1 protein-coding gene and 1 pseudogene are annotated in these 1,701 nt (G+C 31.1%); both read left to right on the plus strand.

Annotation, left to right across the window (positions count from 1 at the left end):
* Positions 1-112: 112 nt before the first annotated feature.
* A pseudogene (locus C7954_RS13500) lies at positions 113-409 on the plus strand (DDE-type integrase/transposase/recombinase); the annotation flags it as partial.
* 135 nt (positions 410-544) lie between these two features.
* Positions 545-1,654 carry a tyrosine-type recombinase/integrase gene (locus C7954_RS13505; RefSeq protein WP_208320704.1) on the plus strand — a complete coding sequence of 370 codons (1,110 nt, stop codon included), beginning with the start codon at positions 545-547 and terminating at the stop codon, positions 1,652-1,654.
* Positions 1,655-1,701: the final 47 nt, after the last annotated feature.

Raw genomic sequence — 1,701 nt, forward strand, 5'->3', positions numbered from 1 at the left:
AAAAAATTTATCCCGATTTTTATAAATGTTAATAACTATTTATCAAGATACTTGCTCGAAAATCGGAATAATTAATTTATCGGGATAATCGCCCTTATTCCGATGTCGGAATAAGGGCGATGAGATGTATGGACCTTATCTCAACCTGGATGGCAAAAAAGTTAAAACCTTTCTCTTTGCTTTTATTGATGACTGTTCCAGAATTATTACTTATGCAAAATTCTTAACGACAGAGAAATTTTCTGCTGTACAGCAGGTACTCTCTGAAGCTCTTTTAAGAAGAGGTATCCCAAAACTACTTTATGTTGACAATGGTAAGGTTTATCGCAGTGATAATCTCCATTTTGCCTGTGCTTCTTTAGGTATTACCTTAATTCATACTAAGCCATATGACGCTGCCAGCAAGGGTTATGCAAAGTATATGATTATGTAAAGTATTTAAAAATAATATTGTTCTGTCAAAATTAACTGCTGGTTTACTTTACATAATTACTCTATAATTAGTTAAGGCAAAAGCCTAAATATTATAGAGAGGAAAATGCAAATGAAAAGAGAACAAAAACTTCAGGAACTAATATCAGAACTGGGGGTGCATCTTAAAAGTCTATCCTACCAAAGAGCTACACAATTAAAATATCAGAGAGGCTGGCAGCTTTTAAATGACTTTATGACCAAAAACTCTATTGAATTTTATAATTCTCAGGTAGGAGAAAAATTCATATCCAGTATAATGAAAAATCGCCCCTATGAAAACCTATGCAGAAAAGAAAAAGACCTTATTAGAATAGCAAATGTAACCAGTGAATTTCAGGCTACGGGTGTAATTAAATTTAGATCAGTCTCTAAAAAGTATAACTTTGATGGAGAGATAGGTAAAATTATTTTAACCTATCTAGAACACCTTAAGCTTAGAGGATTTGCAGCAAAAACACTGGAAAGCAAAAAAATTTATTTATTAAGATTTTTAGATCACCTGAAAGCAAATAATATAATTTCTTTAAACAGACTAGAAAGTCAGCATATACTTCAATTCATTAATAATCTGGGAATATATTCTAAAGCCACAATCCATAATATGTTCAGCACTCTTAGGGGATTTCTAAAATATCTTTATCAGAATGAAATAGTGTTAATTGATTTTTCATATATTATTCCAAAAAGTAGTTACAAAAAAGAAAGAAAATTACCAACCACCTATACCAAAGATGAAATTAAAAGGCTGCTTAAATCAGTAGATAGAGCAAATCCCAAAGGTAAACGAGATTATGCGATGATGCTGCTGGCAGCAAGACTTGGATTACGAACTTCTGATATCTGCAGATTAAAATTTGAAAATATTAACTGGAAACAAAATATGATTAGAATTAAACAGACAAAAACAGCTAGGACAGTTGAACTACCTCTTTTAACAGAAGTGGGTAATGCAATTATTGATTATCTTAAATTTGGGCGTCCAGAATCAGAACTCCAGTATATTTTTATTTGTATAAATCAGCCTTATGATAAGTTAAAAGAGCCAACACTGCACAGCATAGTTTCATTTTATTTAAATAAAGCAAAAATTTCTAATCTGGATAAGAAAAAACATGGACCTCATGCCCTGAGACATTATGTAGAGGAAAAGATTATGGTGAGTAGGTTAATATATTCTTGACATAAAAAGATTTTCTATTGTAACTCTCACCATAATAAAGTATAATC

Origin of the sequence: Halanaerobium congolense (assembly GCF_004366375.1) — a bacterium.
Classification (GTDB): Bacteria; Bacillota; Halanaerobiia; order Halanaerobiales; family Halanaerobiaceae; genus Halanaerobium; species Halanaerobium congolense.

Excerpts from the sequence above, each read along its gene's own strand:
- C7954_RS13505 (WP_208320704.1), top strand. The coding sequence starts at position 545 with ATGAAAAGAGAACAAAAACTTCAGGAACTAATATCAGAACTGGGGGTG.